Source organism: Mycobacterium sp. NPDC004974, from assembly GCF_053600815.1.
On record NZ_JBSGAQ010000010.1, the window covers coordinates 45538 to 62987 of the forward strand.

General features: G+C 66.2%; 16 protein-coding genes. 9 read left to right on the forward strand and 7 right to left on the reverse strand.

Features of this window, described 5'->3' with window-relative positions; all coding sequences use genetic code 11:
* Window positions 1-27: 27 nt before the first annotated feature.
* The 3 genes from ACWEFV_RS21400 to bfr all read right to left on the reverse strand — a co-directional run bounded on the left by ACWEFV_RS21400 (window position 28) and on the right by bfr (window position 3230).
* On the reverse strand, window positions 28-510 hold the full coding sequence (locus ACWEFV_RS21400; protein ID WP_135455003.1) for a carboxymuconolactone decarboxylase family protein: 483 nt from the start codon (window positions 508-510) through the stop codon (window positions 28-30).
* Between the two features lie 41 nt (window positions 511-551).
* Complete coding sequence (locus tag ACWEFV_RS21405) at window positions 552-2612, reverse strand: MDR family MFS transporter (protein WP_135455005.1); 2061 nt, start codon at window positions 2610-2612, stop codon at window positions 552-554.
* A 138-nt stretch (window positions 2613-2750) separates the two neighbouring features.
* Entirely contained in the window at window positions 2751-3230 is a 480-nt protein-coding gene (gene bfr / locus ACWEFV_RS21410) for a bacterioferritin (protein ID WP_135455007.1), read from the reverse strand.
* Between the two features lie 242 nt (window positions 3231-3472).
* On the opposite strand from bfr, the gene ACWEFV_RS21415 reads away from it, so the two are divergent.
* Both ACWEFV_RS21415 and ACWEFV_RS21420 read left to right on the forward strand, forming a co-directional pair.
* Window positions 3473-4108 carry a fatty-acid--CoA ligase gene (locus ACWEFV_RS21415; protein ID WP_135455010.1) on the forward strand — a complete coding sequence of 212 codons (636 nt, stop codon included), beginning with the start codon at window positions 3473-3475 and terminating at the stop codon, window positions 4106-4108.
* Window positions 4108-4323, forward strand: coding sequence for a (2Fe-2S)-binding protein (locus ACWEFV_RS21420; RefSeq protein WP_135455012.1), 216 nt, complete (start codon window positions 4108-4110; stop codon window positions 4321-4323). The genes ACWEFV_RS21415 and ACWEFV_RS21420 overlap by 1 nt, the downstream gene beginning before the upstream one ends.
* Here ACWEFV_RS21420 and ACWEFV_RS21425 read toward each other — a convergent pair.
* Window positions 4320-5075, reverse strand: a complete 756-nt coding sequence (locus ACWEFV_RS21425) for an enoyl-CoA hydratase/isomerase family protein (protein ID WP_450071636.1) — start codon at window positions 5073-5075, stop codon at window positions 4320-4322. The genes ACWEFV_RS21420 and ACWEFV_RS21425 overlap by 4 nt on opposite strands.
* 56 nt (window positions 5076-5131) lie before the next feature.
* Window positions 5132-5857, reverse strand: coding sequence for an EthD domain-containing protein (locus tag ACWEFV_RS21430; protein WP_450071637.1), 726 nt, complete (start codon window positions 5855-5857; stop codon window positions 5132-5134).
* 86 nt (window positions 5858-5943) lie between these two features.
* On the opposite strand from ACWEFV_RS21430, the gene ACWEFV_RS21435 reads away from it, so the two are divergent.
* The gene (locus ACWEFV_RS21435; RefSeq protein ID WP_450071638.1) at window positions 5944-7965 is read left to right on the forward strand and encodes an FUSC family protein; all 2022 of its coding nucleotides are present in this window, start codon (window positions 5944-5946) and stop codon (window positions 7963-7965) included.
* A gap of 1 nt (window position 7966) precedes the next feature.
* Here the strand turns inward: ACWEFV_RS21435 and ACWEFV_RS21440 are convergent, their stop codons facing one another.
* Window positions 7967-8596 (reverse strand): PaaI family thioesterase, encoded by a 630-nt coding sequence (locus tag ACWEFV_RS21440; RefSeq protein WP_450071639.1) that lies wholly within the window; start codon window positions 8594-8596, stop codon window positions 7967-7969.
* Between the two features lie 109 nt (window positions 8597-8705).
* Between ACWEFV_RS21440 and ACWEFV_RS21445 the strand changes: the two genes are divergently transcribed.
* Genes ACWEFV_RS21445 through ACWEFV_RS21455 form a run of 3 tightly spaced genes read left to right on the forward strand, consistent with a single transcriptional unit; the run spans window position 8706 to window position 12210 of the window.
* Entirely contained in the window at window positions 8706-10394 is a 1689-nt protein-coding gene (locus ACWEFV_RS21445; RefSeq protein ID WP_450071640.1) for a tetratricopeptide repeat protein, read from the forward strand.
* A gap of 36 nt (window positions 10395-10430) precedes the next feature.
* Window positions 10431-10910, forward strand: coding sequence for a nucleoside deaminase (locus ACWEFV_RS21450; RefSeq protein ID WP_450071641.1), 480 nt, complete (start codon window positions 10431-10433; stop codon window positions 10908-10910).
* A complete protein-coding gene (locus ACWEFV_RS21455) occupies window positions 10903-12210 on the forward strand; it encodes an alpha-amylase family protein (protein WP_450071642.1) in 1308 nt (435 codons plus the stop codon). The genes ACWEFV_RS21450 and ACWEFV_RS21455 overlap by 8 nt, the downstream gene beginning before the upstream one ends.
* Here the strand turns inward: ACWEFV_RS21455 and ACWEFV_RS21460 are convergent.
* Complete coding sequence (locus tag ACWEFV_RS21460) at window positions 12194-12634, reverse strand: DUF1810 domain-containing protein (protein WP_450071643.1); 441 nt, start codon at window positions 12632-12634, stop codon at window positions 12194-12196. The two genes, ACWEFV_RS21455 and ACWEFV_RS21460, sit on opposite strands and share 17 nt — an antisense overlap.
* 61 nt (window positions 12635-12695) lie before the next feature.
* Here ACWEFV_RS21460 and ACWEFV_RS21465 point away from each other — a divergent pair, with 61 nt between their 5' ends.
* The 3 genes from ACWEFV_RS21465 to ACWEFV_RS21475 all read left to right on the forward strand — a co-directional run bounded on the left by ACWEFV_RS21465 (window position 12696) and on the right by ACWEFV_RS21475 (window position 17404).
* Window positions 12696-14849: an adenylate/guanylate cyclase domain-containing protein gene (locus tag ACWEFV_RS21465; protein WP_450071644.1), complete on the forward strand. Its 2154-nt coding sequence runs from the start codon at window positions 12696-12698 to the stop codon at window positions 14847-14849.
* Window positions 14846-16246 carry a mechanosensitive ion channel family protein gene (locus tag ACWEFV_RS21470; RefSeq protein ID WP_450071645.1) on the forward strand — a complete coding sequence of 467 codons (1401 nt, stop codon included), beginning with the start codon at window positions 14846-14848 and terminating at the stop codon, window positions 16244-16246. Before ACWEFV_RS21465 ends, ACWEFV_RS21470 begins: the two co-directional genes overlap by 4 nt.
* A 162-nt stretch (window positions 16247-16408) precedes the next feature.
* Window positions 16409-17404: an esterase family protein gene (locus ACWEFV_RS21475; RefSeq protein ID WP_450071646.1), complete on the forward strand. Its 996-nt coding sequence runs from the start codon at window positions 16409-16411 to the stop codon at window positions 17402-17404.
* Window positions 17405-17450: the final 46 nt, after the last annotated feature.

A 17450-nucleotide genomic window follows, 5' to 3' on the forward strand; every position in this document is an offset into this window, starting at 1 on the left:
CCTCATTGTGCGCCGAGGCGCGGTGCGCTACAGCGTGATCTTGCAGGTTTGGCCGATGTCGAGCGTCCGCAACATCCGGCCCATACCCAGCCACATCGCACACGACAACGCCAGGTCGGTGAGCAGTTCGGCATCGAACTGCTCAGCGGCGCGGTCCCAGAAGTCCTCGTCGTCCCGCAGTCCGGTGTGATCGCTCGCGAAGCGCTCGGCGAACTCGGCGGCGATCCGCTCCTGCGCGCTGTAACCCGGCCAGGTCCGCCACTCGGCGGCGTGATCGTAGAGATCCTCGTCCACTCCCGCCGCGGCCCCGTCGGAGTCCCGGGTGTTCTGGCACACCACGCATTCGTTGTCGAGGGCGATCACCATCCGGGCCAGCTCGCGTACTCGCAACGGCAACCGCCCCTTGGTGTACACCGCGTTGGTGTAGTTGGCCATGGCGGTGCCGATCTCGGGAGACCTGAGGATCCAGCCGGCCACGTCGTCGTCGGGAAATTCTCCGATACGGCTCATGGCCGAATCGTACGCAAGACTCGGCAATTCTGGAACAAGTTCTAGTTTTTCGGTCCCGAGCTATTCAGCTCGGTGGCCCGGTCCTCGTCACCCCAGTCCCGTTGCACCACGATCCGGTGGGCGATGCGCTCGAGCGCGGCCTCCACCTGGGCCCGGTCCGGGCGGCCTTCGAAGGACGGGGATTCGCCCAGCTTGTCGACGATTCGCCCTACCAGCGCCGCGGACACGCCGTCGACCTGCCGTACCCCACTCTGGGTCAGCCACAGGCTGTCCCCGGTGCGCAACACGTAACCGTCCCGCACCAGCCGGTTGAAGGTCGGCTCGAGCACTTCGAACGGCACAGCGAGCCGGTCCGCGATCTCGGTCAGGCGGGCTGTACCGAAAATCTGGCTGTGCCGGTAAATCTTGAGCAGCGCCCACAACCCGGCCACGTCCAGCTCGCACCCCGGCCCGCCGGCCACGTTTCGCAGCCGGATCTCCGGTGAACTGCGCATCAGCCGGCTGACCACGTTTTCCAGCACCTGGTCGGCAGATTCGGAACTCGGCATGCCGAAGCCCTCGCCGAGATCGGCCGCCAGCGTGGCCTCCGCCTCGAGCAAGGGCACCTCTTTGAGGAACAGCGCCACGATCAGGCCGACCAGTGCCACCGGCGCGGCACACAGGAACACCAGGTCCAGCGCGTCGGCGTAGGCGTTCACGATCGGGGCCGCGACCTCGGGCGGCAGCTCGTGCAAGGCCTTGGGCGACGCACCCGCGACGGGCGGGGCGCCGCTGGCCGCGAGCGCCCCCGGCAGCCGGTCCGACAGGAATCCGACGAACAGCGAGCCGAAAATGGCGGCACCGAAGGAACTCCCGATGGTCCGGAAGAACGTCACCCCGGACGTCGCGACGCCCAGATCCGAGAAATCGGACGTGTTCTGCACGATGAGGACGAGCACCTGCATGCACATGCCGATACCAGCGCCCAGGATCAACAGGTACAGCGATTGCAGCGGGATCGGTGTCGCGGCATTCATCCGCGACAGCAGCACGAAGCCGACGAGCATGATCGCCGTACCGGCGATCGGATAGATCTTGTAGCGACCCGTGCGGCCCACCAGGCTGCCGCTGACGGTCGAGGTGATCAGCAGCCCGATCACCATCGGCATCGTCCGCAGTCCGGATTCCGACGGTGACACACCGTCCACGAACTGCATGAATGTCGGCATGAAGGTCAGTGCACCGAGCATCGCGAAGCCGACCACCAGCGACAGCACGCAGCACATGGTGAAGACCGGGTTCCGGAACAGGCGCATCGGCAGAATCGGTTCGGCTGCCTTGGTTTCCGCCCGCACGAACATCGCCAGGGCCAGGATCGACCCGACCACGAGTCCGACGATCGTCGGTGACGTCCAAGCCAACTCGCCGCCGAGGCTGGTGGCCAGGGTGAGGCCGGACGCCCCGATTCCGACCCAGACGATTCCGGCGTAATCGATCACCGGACGTGCCGGCCGCGACGTCAGTGCCGGGATGGTGGCGGCCGCGACCACGAGCACAACCAGGCCGACCGGGATGCTGAGCCAGAACGCCCACCGCCAGCCGAGGTGATCGGTGACGAAGCCGCCCAGCAGCGGGCCCGCCACGGTCGTGACACCGAACACCGCCCCGAGCGCACCCTGATACCGCCCACGGTCGCGCAGCGGGATGACTTCGGCGATCAGGGCCGAGGAGGTCACCATGATCGCGCCGCCGCCGATCCCCTGCAGTGCCCGCGCCGCCACCAGCATGGCCATCGAACCGGACAGACCGCTCAGGACCGATCCGATGAGGAAGCACAGGACCGCGGCCTGGTACACCACCTTGCGGCCGAAGATGTCGCCGACCTTCCCGACCACGGCGGTGACGACGGTGGAGGCGAGCAGGTAGCTCGTCACGACCCACGCCTGATGGCCCGCACCGCCGAGATCCGCCACCACGGTCGGCAGGGCGGTGGCGACGATGGTCTGGTTCAGCGACGCCAGCAGCATGCCGAGCAGAACGGCGACGAACACGAGGTTGCGCCTGCGCACACTCAGCAGCGCTGCGCCGGAGGTCTGCTCGGCGGTGGTTGATGGGCTCGACATGTCTTCCTTTCACCAGCCTGCCAGTTCAACCATGACTATCGTTAGACAAGCTATGAAAGTTACAGCACGAACAAAACCGCCCTGGGTCACCGGCTACCCAGGGCGGCTTCGATCGAAATGGGTGGCGCTTACCAGGGCTTAATGGGGCGGCCGGGAGACGCACTGCGCGGCATAGAGAGCGTCGCCCAGCTTCTCCATCAGCTCCAACTGGGTTTCCAGATAGTCGATGTGACCTTCCTCGTCCGCCAGGATGGTTTCCAGGATGTTCGCCGAGGTTGCGTCCTGCTTTTCCCGGCACATGATGATCCCGGGCTTCAGCCGGGCGACCACCTCGTACTCGATCGCCAGGTCCGCCTCGAACTGTTCACGAAGCGTCTGGCCGACGCGCAGCGAAAACAGCCGCTGATAGTTGGGCAGACCGTCCAGGATCAGGATTCGGTCGGTGATGGTCTCCGCGTGCCGCATCTCTTCGAAGGACTCGGAGCGGGTGTGCTCCGCCAATTCGGTAAATCCCCAATTGTCCTGCATTTTCGAATGGAGGAAATACTGATTAATTGCCGTGAGTTCGCTTGTCAATTGCTCATTGAGCAATTTCAGAACATCCGGATCGCCTTGCATCGTGACTCCTAAGCACCTTGAGGGCTGGTCAAGTGTTGCCGCATGCCGTGCACATCCAATCTAGTGCAGAAAGCACTGTGGCATGCAATGGTTGGCGGCTAATTCGGCGTGTCCGTGCGGCATTGTCCGACCCTCGCGGCGACCCGGAGCGAGGCGTGGCCACGAAGAGTGGACTGGCTGTCCTAACTAAGGTTAGACTGCACTAATCTGTTGGTGTGCTTCGAAAGAAAGGCCGGTAACGAATGAGTGAGTACGATTTACACTCGCTCATTCTTTCGTGCGATTTCCGCGTCGACGACGTCGAACAAATGTGGAAATGGATGAAGAAACACCGTTCCGGCCTATTGTCGATCGGCGCCCATCATGTCGTGCTCTACAAATCAATTTGGGAACCCGGCCGGGTATTGGTGACGATCGGCATACGGCACGCCCGGTCCATCCGCGACGTGTTGCGTTCACCAGCGATTTTCGAGTGGTTCGATATTTCCGGCGTCGAAGATATTCCGCCGATATTCGGCGGCGAGGTGGTCGAGAAAATCGACCTGACCGAGCCGTCCCCCGAGGGTCACGTGGCCGGGGTGATCGTGGGTGCGGTGGCCACCGTCGACGACGTCCCCACCCTGATGCGCAAAGTGCACGACGGTCTCGACCGCTTCGAGCAGGGCGGCATCCGCAAGATCTGGGTCTACCAGGCGCTCGACGACGGCCAGGAAGTGATGATCCTGCAGGAGGTCTCCGACGAGATCGCCGCCCGGCAGTGGATCGATCACCCCGACGCGGCCGCCGAGTGGATGACCACGGCCGGTTTCGGTGCGTACCCGAGCCTGTTCGTGGGCAAGTTGGCCTACATCATGAACGTCGACGAGCAGGACGACTGATGTTCGTCTGCCTCTGTACCGGCGCGACCAGTCAGGTCGTCAACGAGATCGTGGAATCCGGGGCCACCACATCGAAAGAGGTGGCCGAAGCCTGTGGCGCCGGGGCCGACTGCGGACGGTGCCGGCGCACGATCCGCGCCATCATCGCCGCCCATCAGGCGGCCGACGGGCGTCCCTCGGAGTTCAACGGCTGCCCGTCACGCGTCACCCGCTAGCGCTTGCGATCGGCGAACTGAGCCAGCGCATCGACGTTGGCCGCCGCGCCGACCAGTTCACCGAACAACGCCTTCTCCCGTTCCACGGCCGCCGAGATCTGGTCCCGGATGGGCGCCACCATGGCCTGCTTGACGGCGATCAGGCTCGAAATCGGCTTGGCCGCCAGGGTTTCGGCATACCGGCGGGCATCGGCCAGGAGGTCATCGGGCTCGCAGACCTTCCAGACCAGGCCCATCTCCCGGGCCTCGGCGGCTCCCACCCACTCCGAGGACATCAGCAGCCAGGCGGCGTTCTGCCTACCCAGCAGCCGTGGCATCAGATACGACGAGGCCGCCTCAGGCGCCACCCCCAGGCTGGTGAACGGACACTTCAACCGGGCCGAGGACGACATGAACGCCAGGTCGGCGAACCCGAGGATGGTGGCGCCGATACCCACGCCGACCCCATTTACCGCACAGATCAAGGGCTTCGGGAAATCGGCGAGCACCTCGAGCATCCCGTAGAACCCGTGCTCACCCGGGGTGGATTCCGGGTTACTGATGCGGGTCTGCATCTCGACGAGGTCGTTGCCCGCGCTGAAAGCCCGGCCGGCGCCGGTCAGCAGCACCACGGCCACATCGGGGTCCTCGGCCGCGGCGCGCAGGGCAACCGTCGTCTCGTCATAGAGCGCCTCATTGAACGCATTGAGCGCGTCGGGACGGTTGAGGGTCAGCGTGCGAACCCGGTTGTTGTCCTCGATCAGCAGGATCATCTCTCACTCCTCGCGTACGCGCCGTGGCCGCTGCAGCCTAACTAGAACACGTTCCACTAATGCCGGCCGGGTGCGGACAACCCGCCGCCGAAGGGGCTGACGTAGACGTAACGGCTGGTCGGCACCGTGTCGATATTGCTGCTGGCGCCGAAGGCGTCGGTGCTGGCCACCATGCGGCGCATGCGATCGCCCAGATCGTCGTCGTCGGCTGCGCCGAAGAACGCATGCAGATCCGACACCGCCTCCTGGCGGAACAACTCCTCCACGATGCCGTCGATCGCCGGGGCATCGTCCGTCAACGCACGGACCACGGTGTTCTGGGTGTAGCCGAACGTGTCCTGGGTTTCGATGGCCACCGAGGTGTGGTCGATGTGCCAGCGGTGCAGCCAGGTGGCCCGGTCCAGGTCCGAAGGCCGGCGCAGCAGCGCGATGTTGGCCAGGCCATCGGTCCGGTCCCCCACCCCGGTCGCCGGCGGAGGCATCGGAACCGATTCGGTGACCAGATACGCCGCCAGCGAATCACATTCAGCAGCAAGCACTTCCAAAGCCCGGACGGCCTGTTCGCCGTAGTACTGCTGGACCCACAGGCTGACCACCGCGACCACCGGTGGGTCCAACGTCGTCAACGTCATCAACGACTCCCGCACCGCATCGTCACGGACATTGACCGTCAGGCCCGGTAGCCCGAGCGCCAGCAGCTCGTCGGCGACGCTGGTGCGCAGCCGCTCACACCACCGCTGATCCGATTGTGCGGCGCGCAGCAGGACGATGACTTTCTCCACGGTCTCCAGAACCTACCGGCGTACCGATCCGCGCCACGCGTGGGTGGTTGCCACACGGGCGGCCGGTGCCGAGTGAGAATGGTGGGGTGCACACGGGTGGACAGGCAGCCGACGCGCTCCGGCTGAACACCCCCGACGCCGGTGCGGTGGCCCGAAGCCTGATCGGCGTCCTGGCAGTGACCGCTGTCGCCCTGACGTGGGGTACCGGCGCGACCGCGATGTGGACGCTGGGCGGCGGTGTGATCGCCGGTGCGATCGCGTTGCAGCGCAGTCCCGGCGGCCGGGTCCCACTCGTTGTCACCGGCTCTGTCGAACTGGCCATCGCGGTGCTGCTGGGCACCCTCGCAGGCGGGCACAACCCGGCGTTCATCGCGGTCGTGGCGCTGTGGTGCTTCGCCGCGGGCATGCAATGGTCGCTCGGAGCCAACTCCGGCCTGGTCGCCTCGGCGGCCAGCGCACTGCTCGTGCTGGCACCACCGGTCGCACCGACACTGGGCCAGTCCCTGCTGGCACCCACCCTGGTGGTGGCCGCCGGCGTGGTGCAGGCGGCGCTCATCGCCGTCTGGCCACCACGACGCTGGCGGGCCCAGCGCGAGGGACTCACCCGCGCCTACCGGTCATTGGCCACCGATTCCCGCAACGTCGCGGCGAACAGCGCCGCCGACGTCGACGACGCGCCACTCACGTGGCTGCGTGAGGTGTTCGCCAACAGCCAGGTGAGCCAGAGGCCGCGGGCCTACCACGGCGGATACCGGCTGCCGGAACGCCTCGCCGGCACCCTCGCCTCGCTGCACGCCACCGCAGAACGTGACGACAAGGCCGATGACGAATCAGCGGCGGACACCGGGCTGCCGCAACTGCTGACGGCCGCGGCGGTGCTGCTCGACGCGATCGCCGATCACGGGCACACCGCACGACGGGACGCCGAGCATGCCCTGGTGCGCGTCCAGACTGCTGCGGCCGCCGTGACGGCTCCCGAAGCGGCGCTGGCACAACGGTTCTGTGAACAGCTGCGCGAGGCCGCGGTCCTGCGGTTCGGCCAGTTGCACCGGCCCGATTTGATCGGCTCACTGGCCTCGGCCCCCACCGTGGTGCGCTCCCACCTGACCTGGACCTCCCCGATCCTGCGCCACGCCATCCGACTGTCGGTGACGACGGCACTGGCGGTAGCCGCCGCCCGGTATGGCGGCCTCGAGCACGCCTACTGGATGCCGTTGACCGTCGTGGTGGTACTCCGGCCGGAGACGGCACACACCTACACCCGGTGCGCCGGTCGCATCGCCGGCCTCTGCGTCGGCATCATCGTCGCCTCGATCCTCACCTTCGTCTGGCAACCCGGCCCGATCGGCTCAGCGGTATGCGCGCTGTTGTTCGTCGGACTGGCCTATGGCGTCGCACAGTTCGGTTACCTCGCCGTCGGCGCGGCGGTGGGCGCGATCGTCATGTTCGCCATCGGAGTGAGCGCATCGGAGCCCTGGTCAGGCAATGCCGACAGGCTGTTCGCGGTGATGATCGGCGGCGCGCTGGCCGTGATGGCCCACGTGGCACTACCCGACCACGCCATGATCCGGTTGCGCCAGCGGGCCGGGGAACTGCTGATGACCGAGATCGACTACGCCGCGCTGGTGATCAAGGCCTTCGTGCATGAGATCGACCACCCGGCCGAGATTCTGTCGGCGGCCTGGCAGCGGGCGTTCCGTGCGCGGGCGGCGTTCGAGGCCGCGTGGGGCGCGACCAGTCTGGACCCGCCGATCCTCCGGCGGTGGCTGCGGTCCTATCGCGCCGCGCTGAACTCGGTGACCAGTGCCTGCACCACGCTGGAGGGCAGCCTGCCGACGCATCCGTCGTCGGCACTGCACGGCGAATTCGTCGCCGCGGTGGACGATTACGTGGAGGCGCTGCGCGGAGCCCCGCCGAGCCCCGCCGTGCCGTGGAGCCTGGATACCGCCGAACTGTCGACCGCACTACGCCGCGTGCACAACGTGGCCTCGACACTGTCCGCAGACAACGGCGCCGCCCGCATCCTGATCGGCGAGTTGACCACGATCACCCGCAGCCTCGAGGACATCGCGATCGATCACGTCGAGCCTTCCGGCGGCTCGCGCTAGCTCACCCGCGCGCCCATTTCGGCAGGATGAAAACCCCCTCAGCCTCGGCAGTGATCCCCTCGGCATCTGAAACATGGCCGGAGGCAAAGGCTTTGATCCCATCCGTGCGCGTGATCCGCCCCTCGGCGTGAAGGTCTCCCAACGGGGTGGCCCGCAGATAGCGGATGGTCAGGGTACCGGTGAACCGCGGGCGATCCGAGTCACTGGCAGCCACCTCCCCCAACACGTGATCGAGCACCATCGCCACCATGCCGCCGTGGACATGGCCGGGCGGTCCTTCGTAGGCGGCACCGAGGTGGAAGTCGGTGTGGACACCGCCGTCTGCTTCTTTCACCATCACCAGTGGCGGCGCGATCGGGTTGCGGATACCGATCGCCGGGTTGCCCCACGGCATCCGGTCCCCGTCCGAAGTGAACTGGACGCCGAACGGCCCGTCGATCTGCTTGGCCCGTAACCGCGCGGTCGCGTCCTCGATCTGCGCCTGCACGGCCGCGACCTCGTCGGCGTCGACCTGCGAACGGATGCTCGCGTCGATCAGCGCCCGAACCGAATCGGCCAGCGGCGCCCACACCGACCGCAGACGCTGCACATCCGCAGAACTGAGCCCCTCGACATGGGTGTATCCCGGCATTGGTGAACTAGAACATGTGCGGCGCGCCGGTGTCGAGCCAGCTCGAATTCGGCTCAGCGGTTCCTTCAACGCTACGCACCCGCATCCCTGCTGAACTAACGTCAGCACCGTGACGGATCCCGCCCAGACCGAACCGTATTACCGGCTCGGGAGCTACCACCGGCCGACGGACACGCCCTCACCGCCGGCACAGGTCTGGTTCGACCGCGGCATGGTCTGGTCATATGCCTTCAACCACGAGGAGGCCATCCGCTGCTTCGAGCGTGCATTGCAGCTCGACCCGGATTTCGCCCTGGCCCGCTGGGGCATCGCCTACGCTGTCGGCCCCAACTACAACAAGGCCTGGGACGCGTTCGACCCGACCGACCTGAGCACATCGCTGACCAGGGCTCGCGCCGAACTCGAACACGCCGCCACGGGCCGCGCCTCGGCGCTGGAACGCGACCTGATCGCTGCTCTACACAAGCGATTTCCGACCGCCGACCCCGATGACGCCGAGACGCTGACGGCCGGGCACGCCGACTACGCGGACGCGATGACGGCCCTGGCCGCCGCCCACCCCGAGGACATCGACGTGCAGACGCTGGCCGCCGATGCCCTGCTCAACGTGACCGCGTGGGCGTTGTGGGACGGTCGCACCGGTGACCCCGCCCCGGGATCCCGTGTGGTGGAGGCGAAACGGATCCTCGACGCGGCACTGGCCACCGCTGCCGGACGGCAGCACCCGGGGGTGTTGCACCTGTACATCCACGCGATGGAGATGTCGACGACGCCGCAGGCGGCGCTGCCCGCTGCCGATCTGTTGCGCGGGCTGGTGCCCGACGCCGGCCACCTGCAGCACATGGCCAGCCACATCGATGTGTTGTGTGGCGATTACCACAACTCGGTGACTGCCAATCTCGCTGCGGTACAAGCGGACAGAGAATTCGTCGCCCGCGAGGGTCCCCTCAACTTCTATTCGCTCTACCGGGCGCACGACCTGCATTTCGTGGTGTACTCAGCCATGTTCGAGGGCAGTTCGCAGATCGCCCTGGACGCGGCCGAGGAACTGGCGGCACAGCTCACCCCTGAGGTGCTGTCGGTCTCCTCACCACCGATGGCAGATTGGCTCGAGGCCTTCGCTCCCTTGCGGGTGCACGTGTTGGTGCGGTTCGGCCGCTGGGACGAACTGATCGCCGAACCGCTGCCCGCAGATCCCGAGCTCTACTGCACCACTACCGCGACGATCCACTACGGCCGCGGCGTCGCCTACGCGGCCACCGGACGGGTGGAGCAGGCCCGTGCCGAGCGGGAGAAGTTCCTCGCGGCGTACCGCCGGATCCCCGACACGCGCTACCTGTTCAACAACACCAGCCGGGACATCCTGGCGATCGCCGAGCAGATGCTCAACGGTGAAATCGCCTACCGGGAAGGCGATTACGATACGGCCTTCACGTACCTGCGCCGGGCCATCGAACTCGACGACGCCCTGCCCTACGACGAACCCTGGGGCTGGATGCAGCCGACCCGGCATGCCTACGGCGCCCTGCTGCTCGAACAGGGACGTGTCGAGGAAGCCGCTCGCGTCTACGCCGCCGACCTGGGCCTTGACCCCACACTGAGCCGGTCCAGCCATCATCCGAACAACGTCTGGAGTCTGCACGGCTACCACGAGTGTCTTCGCCGGCTGGGCCGCGGCGCAGAGGCCGTCATCATCGGCCGGCAGCTGGAGTTGGCCCAGGCGCGCGCCGACGTCACGGTGCGGGCCTCCTGCGCGTGCCGCCTCGAGGTGGCGAATCCGTGTTGCGGCGGCGACTGAACGTTCGCGTTTCGGCCCGGGCGTAAACTCGCCCCCGTGGCCATCAGCGAGAACGACCTCGGTCAGCTGCGCAAATGTGTCGAGTTGGCCCGCGAAGCACTCGACAGCGGTGACGAACCTTTCGGATCGATACTGGTCGACCACACCGGGACGACGTTGTTCACCGACCGCAACAGGGTCAAGGACGGGGACGCCACCCAGCATCCCGAATTCGCCATCGCCCGCTGGGCCGTCGAACATCTGAGGCCCGAGGACCGGGCCCGCGCCACGGTATACACCTCAGGCGAGCACTGCCCGATGTGCTCTGCCGCGCACGCCTGGGTCGGCCTCGGCCGGATTGTCTACGCCACCTCCTCGGCGCAGCTGAGTGGCTGGCTGTCCGACTGGGGCGCGCCTGCCGGTCCGGTGGCACCGCTGCCGATCACCACCGTGGCACCGGACATCGAGGTGGACGGCCCGGCGCGGGAGCTGGCCGAGACCATGAAGGATCTGTACGCGGCGAAGTTCCGTGCCTGAGCCCGCCTGGATCGCGCACGCCATCTGGTGGCAGATCTATCCACTGGGTTTCGTCGGTGCGTTTCCGGCCGACCAGCCACCGTCCACCGACGAGCACCGGTTGCGCCGGATCGTCGATTGGCTCGATCACGCCGTGCAGCTCGGCGCCTCCGGCATCGCGCTCGGCCCGATCTTCGCGTCACGAACCCACGGTTACGACACCACCGACCACTTCCGCATCGACCCGCGCCTGGGTGACGACGACGACTTCGATCACCTGGTTGCCGAGGCCCGACAGCGCGGACTCCGCGTCTTGCTCGACGGCGTGTTCAACCACGTGGGCACCGACTTCCCCGCGTACCGGCAAGCGCTCGACGGCGGGCCGGATCACCCCGCCGCGAACTGGTTTCGGCACGGCGGCAACGCATCCCAGTTCGACACATTCGAAGGGCACGGGGAGCTGATCGCGCTCAATCACGACGAGCCCGCGGTGGTGGACTACACCGCCACGGTGCTACGGCACTGGTTGAGCCGCGGCGCCGACGGTTGGCGCCTGGATGCCGCGTATGCGGTGCCCGACCGGTTCTGGGCGCAGGTGTTGCCGTCGGTGCGTCGGGAGTTCCCCGATGCCTGGTTCGTCGGCGAGGTGATCCACGGCGATTACTCCGCGACCGTCCGCGCCACCACCTTCGACTCGGTGACCCAGTACGAGCTGTGGAAGGCCATCTGGAGCAGCCTCAACGACGGCAACTTCCACGAACTGGACTGGGCGCTGAAGCGGCACAACGACTTCCTCGACACCTTCGTGCCGCTGACCTTCGTGGGCAACCATGACGTGACCCGGATCGCCAGCCAGTTGGAGAACTCCGCGCACCTCGAACACGCCCTGGTGCTGTTGCTCACCACCGGTGGGACACCGAGCATCTACTCCGGCGACGAGTCGGCCTACCGGGGCGTCAAGGAGGAACGTCGCGGCGGCGACGATGCCGTGCGGCCGGAATTCTCCACTCCCCCAGATGATTCCGATGCGCTCCGGCTGCATCAATATCTGATCGGGCTGCGCCGTCGGCACCCGTGGCTGCACACCGCCACGACGTCGCCGTTGCTGCTGACCAACACGCACTATGTCTACCGAACCAGTGCAGGTGCCGAGTCCCTGATCGTGGCGCTCAACATCGGTGACGCGCCACTGCGGCTGTCGCTGCCCGATCTCGCGGCAGCATCCGGCCGGGTGATCGCGGGGTCGGGTGCACCGCCGCACGAGGACATCAGCCACACGGAGGTTCCTCCACACGGATGGCTGATCATCCAGCCGCACTGAGCATTTCGAGAGTCATCTGATCCTCCAGCCCGTCATAGAACTTGTCCAGCACGGCCTGGAAGTCGACTCGCTCGGCCGGGTCCGCGGCGGCCTCGGCGAACAACGTCATGCTGGAGCGCACCTTCAGCCAGTCCGGCCAACCGAAGATCTGCTCGGCGGAGCGCCCGTCGATCTGCGCAACCAACCGGGCGCATTCCCGCAGCCTCGGCCCCAGCGTCGGGTGCGCCAGGTAGGCACGAGCCTCCTGGGCTGAGGCGATGCCGTAGTGGGCCGCGGTCGGGCTACGGCCGAGCCCCCGCAACTGCGGGAAGATGAACCAGATCCAATGGCTGCGCTTACGGCCGTCCCGCAACTCGCCGCAAACTTCGGCGTAGACGCCGGCCTGGGCATCGACGAACCTCTGCAAGTCGAATGGGTCGCTCATACCTCAAGTTTGTCGCGCAACCTCACGCAATACATCGCGACAAGCTAATCTTCGGGATTCAATGACTACAACTGCCGACGTCGAGCACGTCGCTCGTACCAGAAGTCCGCGTCGGCGCGTCCTGTCGCGGATCAGCATTCAGTCGAAGCTGCTGGTGATGCTGTTGATGACCAGCATTCTGTCGGCTGCCATCGTCGGTGCGATCGGATACCAGTCCGGCAGGTCGTCGCTTCGTCAGTCGGTATTCGACCGGCTGACCGAAGTTCGGGAATCGCAAACCCGGCAGTTGGAGTCGAAGTTCGCCGACCTCGAGGATTCCCTGATCGTCTACACCCGGGGGACGACGACCATCGAGGCCGTCGAGGCGTTCTCCGGTGCGTTCGGTCAGCTCAACAACTCGACGATCAACCCGCAGCAGTGGCAGTCGATCGTCAACTACTACAACACCGAGTTCGAGCCGCAGGAACAGAAGCAGACCGGCGACGCCGTGGACGTGTCCCGGCTGCTGCCCACGACCAACGCGCAGAAGTACCTCCAGGCGTACTACACGGCGCCGGTCGCCGACCCGGAGAAGGCGATCAGGGCCGACGACGCCCGTGACGGCAGTGCATGGTCGGCCGCGAATGCCCGGTTCAACGACTACTTCCGGGAGATCGTCGAACGATTCCAGTTCGAGGATGCGCTTCTGCTCGACACCGCAGGCAACGTCGTCTACACCGCGTACAAGGGCATCGACCTCGGCACCAACGTCGTCACCGGGCCGTACCGCCAGAGCCTGCTGTCGGACGCGTACGAGAAGACCCTGGCGTCGAACGCGGTCGACTATGTCGGGATCACCGACTTCGGTGACTATCAACCGGCCGATGAGCCCACAGCCTGGATGATGGTGCCGGTCGGCCCGCCCGGCCGGGTTGAGGGCGTACTCGCCCTGCAGTTCCCGATCTCCAAGATCAACCGGCTCATGACGGCCGACAAACAATGGGAAACCGCCGGGATGGGTGCGACCGGCGAGACGTTCGTGGTCGGTCCCGACGGTTTGATGCGGTCCGATTCACGGCTGTTCCTGGAGAATCCGGAGAAGTTCGAACGCGACGTCGTCGATGCCGGCACTCCACCGGCGGTGGCGGCGAAATCACTCCGTCAGCACGGGACCACGCTGGTCCAGCCGGTCGAGACGACAGCGACCCGGTTGGCCCTGCGCGGCCAGAGCGGCACCGTGATCGAGGACGACTACCTGGGCAAGAAGACGCTGCAGGCCTACGCACCGGTCAATCTGCAAGGGCTGAACTGGTCGATCATCGCCAAGATCGACACGGCCGAGGCATTCGCTCCCGTCGCGACGTTCACCCGCACCCTGGTGTTGTCGACCGTCATCATCACCTTCATCGTGTGTCTGGCCGCCATGATGTTGGCCCGACTGTTCGTCCGACCGCTGCGCCGGCTGGAGGCCGGCGCCCAACAGATCGGCGCGGGCGATTACGACATCTCGCTGCCGGTGCAGTCGAGGGACGAGTTCGGTGATCTGACAACAGCATTCAACGACATGAGCCGCAATTTGGCGATCAAGGAAGATCTGCTCGCCGAGCAGCGTCGGGAGAACGACCGCCTGCTGCGCACGCTGATGCCGGAGTCGGTGGTACAGCGTTACCGCGACGGCGAGGAGACGATCGCGCAGGACCACCACAACGTGACGGTCCTGTTCGCCGACACCGTCGGCCTGGACGAGCTGACATCCGAAATGTCCTCCGAGGAAGCGCTGGCCATCGTCAACCGCTTGGTGCACCAATTCGACGCCGCCGCAGATGATCTGGGAGTGGAACGGGTCCGCACCCTGCGCAACGGCTACTGGGCCAGCTCCGGGTTGAGCGTCCCGCGGCTCGACAATGTCCGCCGTACCGTCGACTTCGCTCTCGAAATGCAGCGCATCATCGAACGGTTCAACACCGAGGCCGGGACCGCACTCAACCTGCGCGCGGGCATCGACACCGGCGCGGTGAGCAGTGGCCTGGTCGGACGCTCCAACCTGGCCTACGACATGTGGGGCTCGGCGGTCAACCTCGCCTACCGGGTTCAGCGGGGCTCGCCACAGCCGGGGGTGTACGTCACCGAGCGGGTGTTCGAGGTGATGGGCGATACCCGCGACCTCGAGCCGGCGGGCACCGTGCACGTCGACGGTACCGACCAGCCGATCTGGAAACTGCAGGACCGACGATGACCGGTCTGCTCGATGCTCCCTGGTTCTACTGGGCGATCGGCGTCGCGGTCGGATTTCCCGTCTGTCTGGTGCTCCTCACCGAACTCCACAACGCGCTCCGCAGACGGGGCAGCTTCCTGGCCGGCCCGGTGCACCTGGTCCGGACCTACATCCTGCCGCTGGGTGCGCTGCTGATCCTGCTGAGCCAGGCGATGCAGATCTCCGGGGAAACCACGCCGGTGCGGATTGTGGCGACGGTGTTCGGCTTTGTCGTACTGGTCCTGTTGCTGTCCGGACTCAACGCGACACTGTTCCAGAGTGCTCCGGAAGGCAGTTGGCGCAGGCGCATTCCGTCGATCTTCCTCGACGTCGCCCGGTTCGCACTGATAGCCATCGGCATCGGTTTGATCTTCGCCTACATCTGGGGCGCCAATATCGGCGGGCTATTCACGGCCCTGGGAGTGTCGTCGATCGTGCTGGGCCTGGCCCTGCAGAACTCGGTCGGCCAGATCATCTCCGGGCTGCTGGTGTTGTTCGAGCAGCCGTTCCAACTCGGTGACTGGGTCGATGCGCCATCGGCGCGCGGGCGCGTGGTGGAGGTGAACTGGCGCGCAACCCATATCGACACCGGAAGCGGCCTGCAGGTGATCCCGAACTCCGTGCTGGCCGGCGGATCGTTCACCAACCTGAGCCGCCCGTCAGGCGCGCACACCATTTCTGTGATCACGGTGTTCGCCGTCGATGATGCCCCCGACGAGGTCTGCCGCGTACTCAACGAAGTGGGCTGCCGCCTACCTCAACTACGAAGCGACGGAACGGTATCCACCGTTGCGGCCGGCTCGTTGCAGTACAAGACGCTCATCCCACTGCACTCGCCCGCCGATGATTTCAGCGCGAGATCCACGTTCCTGCGCTGGACGTGGTACGCCTCGCGGCGTGCCGGTCTGCATCTGGACGAGGCCGAGGACGAGTTCGAGACCAGCGAACGTGTAGAGCAGACGCTCCGTCTGATCGCACCGACACTCCGCCTGAGCGCCGAGGACCAGCAGGATCTGGCACCGTACGTCCGTCTCACCCGGTACGGCACGGACGAGATCATCCAGGTCGTCGGTCAGGTTCCCAAGAAGATGACGTTCGTCGTCGCCGGCACGGTACAGCTGGCCGTTGCCGACGCGGACGATCTGTTCGTCCCGGTCCTCACCCTGGAACAGGGTGACTTCCTCGGGCAGACCGCCCTGACCCGCGAGCCGGTCATCACGACGGCCTACGCGCTGACAGAGGTCACCGTCGCGCAGTTCGACCGCGAATGCATCGAGGATCTGGTGGCGCGGAAGCCGGTACTGCTGCAGGACATCGGCCGGGCGATCGAGGAGCGCCGGGCCAGCGTCAGGCAGGCGCTCGTCGCGGCCGCTCGCTGAATGCGGTCGCCGAGGGTCTCGGCGCCGAGTTCCAACCGTTAGTAAACCGCGATCTGCATGTGCGGTGTTGTTACGCGTGTGACTGATGGGACGCGTGTTTCACTACGGAAGCAAGCGGCAAACTGCTTGGGATACGTGCAGAAAGGACGGTTGGTTGCCGTTATGAAGTTCCTCAACAAGATTCGCGGAGCGTGGACGCGCCGACTGGCGGCGGGGGCAATGGCTGCCGCCACCCTGCCCGCGCTGATCGGTCTCGCAGGAGGTTCGGCGACCGCTGGCGCGTTCTCCCGCCCGGGTCTTCCGGTCGAGTACCTCGACGTGTTCTCGCCGTCGATGAACCGCAACATCCGCGTCCAGTTCCAGGGCGGCGGACCACATGCCGTGTACCTCCTCGACGGCCTGCGGGCCCAGGACGACTACAACGGTTGGGACATCAACACCCCCGCCTTCGAGTGGTACAACGGATCGGGCCTGTCGGTGGTCATGCCGGTCGGCGGCCAGTCCAGCTTCTACACCGACTGGTACCAGCCCTCGAAGGGCAACGGTCAGGACTACACCTACAAGTGGGAGACCTTCCTGACCAATGAGCTGCCGACCTGGCTGGCCGCGAACCGCGGCGTGTCGCAGACCGGCAACGCGGTCGTCGGCATCTCGATGGCGGGCAGCGCAGCGCTGACCTACGCGATCCATCACCCGCAGCAGTTCATCTACGCCGGAACGCTTTCGGGCTTCCTGAACCCGTCCGAGGGCTGGTGGCCGATGCTGATCGGGCTGGCGATGAACGATGCCGGCGGCTACAACGCCGAGAGCATGTGGGGACCGTCGACCGACCCGGCGTGGAAGCGCAATGACCCGATGGTCAACATCAACCAGCTGGTCGCCAACAACACCCGCCTCTGGATCTACTGCGGCACCGGCACCCCGTCGGATCTCGACTCCGGGACCAACGGCGGCAACCTGATGGCAGCTCAGTTCCTCGAAGGCCTGACACTGCGCACCAACGTCACCTTCCGGGACAACTACATCGCCGCCGGCGGCACCAACGGGGTGTTCAACTTCCCCGCCAACGGCACGCACGCCTGGAGCTACTGGGGACAGCAGCTCGAGCAGATGAAGCCCGACATCCAGCGGGTGCTGGGCGCGCAGTCGGCCACCTAGAAGACCACCCACCCAGGGAGCCTGTCGTCACCCCTACGGCAGGCTC